Below are 203 nucleotides of genomic sequence, written 5' to 3'. Positions count from 1 at the left end.
TCCTCTTCGGTTACTGATTGATATATTTGCTTTAAGTCGCCAGTAACAGCCTTATAATCTTTCCATGGCACAAGCTTCAATGAATTACGCACCATATGCACAATACAGAGCTGTACCTGCGTTTGAGGATAAACGGTATTAATGGCATCAGGAAAACCTTTAAGGCCATCGACACAGGCGATGAGAATATCTTTTACCCCTCG

The 203-nt window shown here is 41.9% G+C and carries 1 protein-coding gene; it reads right to left on the bottom strand.

What is annotated here, in order from left to right; genetic code table 11:
• A partial coding sequence (locus H4J59_RS19780; RefSeq protein ID WP_182236990.1) for a transposase occupies positions 1-203 on the bottom strand: 203 nt, incomplete at both ends.

The organism is Colwellia sp. MB02u-10 (assembly GCF_014077185.1).
GTDB lineage: Bacteria > Pseudomonadota > Gammaproteobacteria > Enterobacterales > Alteromonadaceae > Cognaticolwellia.
Note: the sequence above shows the minus strand (reverse complement) of the source record. Positions and strands in the feature narration are given on the sequence as shown.